The sequence below is a fragment of the Aminiphilus sp. genome, assembly GCF_029975095.1.
Lineage (GTDB): Bacteria > Synergistota > Synergistia > Synergistales > Aminiphilaceae > Aminiphilus.
This window is the reverse complement of record NZ_JARKPW010000191.1, coordinates 1-3,187: the sequence shown is the minus strand read 5'-3', so window position 1 is coordinate 3,187 and position 3,187 is coordinate 1. Positions and strand designations below refer to the sequence as shown.

Annotated in this window: 3 protein-coding genes; all 3 read right to left on the bottom strand. The window is 55.1% G+C overall.

Annotated elements, in window-relative coordinates; all coding sequences use genetic code 11:
• On the bottom strand, positions 1-1,680 hold a 1,680-nt coding region (locus tag Q1K49_RS12215), incomplete at its 3' end, for an ATP-binding protein (RefSeq protein WP_300526307.1).
• The gene (gene mnmA, locus Q1K49_RS12210) at positions 1,677-2,720 is read right to left on the bottom strand and encodes a tRNA 2-thiouridine(34) synthase MnmA (RefSeq protein WP_300526306.1); all 1,044 of its coding nucleotides are present in this window, start codon (positions 2,718-2,720) and stop codon (positions 1,677-1,679) included. The genes Q1K49_RS12215 and mnmA, both read right to left, overlap by 4 nt.
• Positions 2,721-2,742: 22 nt before the next feature.
• On the bottom strand, positions 2,743-3,187 hold a 445-nt coding region (locus Q1K49_RS12205), incomplete at its 5' end, for a cob(I)yrinic acid a,c-diamide adenosyltransferase (RefSeq protein WP_300526305.1).

Genomic DNA, 3,187 nt, shown 5'->3' with positions numbered 1-3,187 from the left:
TGTTCCATCCTCGAAGACTCTCTGAATACGCTCTTCGATAAGATTGGCCCGGAAGGTTTTTTCCTCGATGGCTTTGCGCACGTCCTCCCGCTGTACGGTGTCCTTGCCGTCCATCTGTGTCCATGCAGAGGCTTCCACGATGGTTTCGGCGATACGGTTGAACTGCGTGGAGAGTCGTTCCTGGTGTCCCGCGAGACGCGAAGCCCACTCGGTCAGTTCCGCCACGGCGCAATTCGTGAAGGGAAGCAGGTTTTCTTTTTGCACGAATCCCGCCACGAAGCGAGCCATATCACGCTCGGTTTCCTCGGAGCGTATCATGTCAACGTCGAAGTCGGCTTTGACCTTGAACAGCTTCGGAAACTCCGGATCGTAGATGGTCAGGAGATGGTAGATCCAGCGGGTGCCGACGATGACGATTTTGATGCGAAGGGGAATCGGCTCCGGTCGAAGAGAGGAGACGGGAACGAATCCGAGCTGTTCCCCCAGGTTCTCGATGACCAGTTCTCCTGTTTTGAGAACGCGCTTGATAGCATCCCAGGACATAAAATGGCGGAAAAGATCATCCGCCTCAAGGAGAAGATAGCCTCCGTTCGCCTTATGCATAGCCCCGGCGACGATACGCCTAAAATCGGTGTAGAGGTATCCCTGGCGACTTTCGTACTCGACTTTTCCCGCCATGTTGTAATAGGTCGGGTTTGTCTCGAAAACCACGGGAGCTCCATTTTCCGGATCGTTCGAAACGAAGACATTCACCGTGTAACGGCTGAAGTCCACCTCGGCGTTTTCATCCCTGGCGGCGGCGATGAACATGCTGAAATTTGCGATGATGTCCTCGGCAAGATCGTCGATCCACTCGCCGATCTTCCCCTCGTGCCCGAACGCATCCCCCAGGTCCTGGAGAAAGGGTTTGATGGCATTCCGGCAGATTTCAGCCTCCAGATCCTTAATGCGCTCCTTCAGCGCTTTTTCGAGATCCCGTATTTTTCGAAGTGTCTCGAGCGTCCTCTGGGAGATCTGCTCGGAATTACCCTGAAGCTCCTTCTGGCGCTCCTCACCCAGTCCCTCGAATTCCTCCTGCTGCATCTCCCGCTGGGTTGCATTACCGTCCTCGGTCTGTTCGTTCACAAGAGGGATATTCACAAAGCCTTGCGGAGTACGTTTGATGGCGAATCCCTTTTCCGAGGCCCAGGCGCGAAGCTCCTCCATGAAGGAGTTGACCTGTTCCTGGAACTCCTTCACCAGCGTTGCCTTGTTGTCCTCGTACTGATTGTTTTCGAAGGCCTTGTTGAGGGTGACCTTGAGGTCTTCCACAAGATCTTCTATCCGAGAGGCCAGCTCCTTCCCTTTTCCTGCGGGGAGGTTCACCGCGAGAGGGCGTCCTGGATCTGCAAAATTGTACACGTAGACCCAATCTTCCGGAGCGGTTTCTTTTTCCGCCCTGCACTGGAGCTGTTTCAGCGTGTAAGTGGTGCGTCCGCTTCCTGGGTTTCCAACGACGAAAATGTTATAGCCCTTGGCCGGAACGGCCAAACCAAAGGAGATGGATTTGACGGCCCGTTTTTGTCCGATGAGCCCCTCAAGACAATCGATGTCCAACGTCGACGTGAAGCCGAGGGCCTCCGGATCGGTGGTTTTCCGCAGTTTTTCAGGCGGGAGCAAGGCATGATCGCGTACGGTCATGAATGATTCCTCCTTACGGTTTTTTCGATGATGCCGCCTCCGAGAAGCCGGTCGCCCTGGTAAAGCACGAGAGATTGGCCTGGGGCGATTCCCTCCGCCGGATCCTCCGGTGTGACGATGAAGTGGTCACCGGCATAAAGGGTGAAGGTACATCGCACGGGACGACAGCGGTATCTGAACTGGGCAAAATGTGGCCCGTGCCGTTCTGGATCGGACACGAGCCAATTCGATCGCGTGCACTGTATTGCAGAAACGTCTAGATCTTCCCGCTTGCCTACGACAATCTTGTTCGCCGTTTCGTCAACGGCGACGACAAACCAGGGACCGCCGGACAAGCCCAAGCCTTCTCGCTGTCCAATCGTATATCGAAAGAGCCCTCCGTGTCTACCAAGTATCCTTCCGTCGAGGGAGACGATCTCTCCTCCGGGCATCTCTGAAAGTGTTTTCTCGAGGTAGTTTCGAAGCGTTCCCGAGGGAAGAAAGCAGATATCCTGACTTTCCTTCACGGAGGAAAAGAGGCTGCCGAAATGTGCCTGGCCGATTCGAGCAACATCGCGCTTGCGTTGTGTTCCCAGAGGAAACAGGAGAGATGGCAGCCACTCTTTTCGCAGGCGATAGAGCATGTAGCTTTGATCCTTTCTCTCGTCCGTTCCCCGAAAAATCCCGGCGTTCCCGGAGGCAACAGCACATGTCGCGTAGTGGCCGGTGGCTACGCGATCCGCGTTTTCCAGATGCGCAAACCTGAAAAGCACGGCAAATTTCACTTCCGCATTGCAGAGAACGCACGGATTCGGTGTGAAACCACGTCTGTACTCCTCCAGAAAGGGTTGTAAAATCCGGTCGGAAAAGAGCTCGCGTACATCAAGCGTGCGAAGAGGAATCCCGAGGACGTCGCAAATTTCCTGCACGCGCTCCTCTTCGATGACGTTTTTATCGTGCATTTTGAGAAATATCCCGCGGACAGCGGCATTTTCGCGGAGCAGCGACAGAGCGGCCACCGAGCTGTCGATGCCGCCGCTCATGGCGAGGAGAACGTTCACGGGAGACCTCGCAGAGGCATCATCAATGTTCCCGCCCCCGTGCCGCCTTGATTCCCTTCGCGAAGGGATGTTTCTTGTCTTCCATGATCGTGACCAGATCGGCAAAACGACACGCTTCTTCGGTAGCGTGTCTTCCCGTGAGCACGACTTCTACGTGGGACGGACGCTTTTCAAGGATGCGCCTCAAATTCTCCCAGGAAACGAGACCGTAGTGCATCGCCACGTTGATTTCGTCAAGCACGATCAAATCGTATTTCCCCGAAAGAAGCCACTCCTCCGCCAAAGTTACACCGCGGGTGGCTTCCGCATAATCCTCGGCGTGGGGAGCTTTTTTGTCGACGAAGGTCGCTCTCCCTGTTCGCTCGAGATCCACGGAGGGGAGAAAGGACAATCCTTTGAGTTCTCCGTAGAAATCCCAGCCTTTGAGAAACTGGATGATGCCGACTTGAGCGCCATGCCCTACAGCA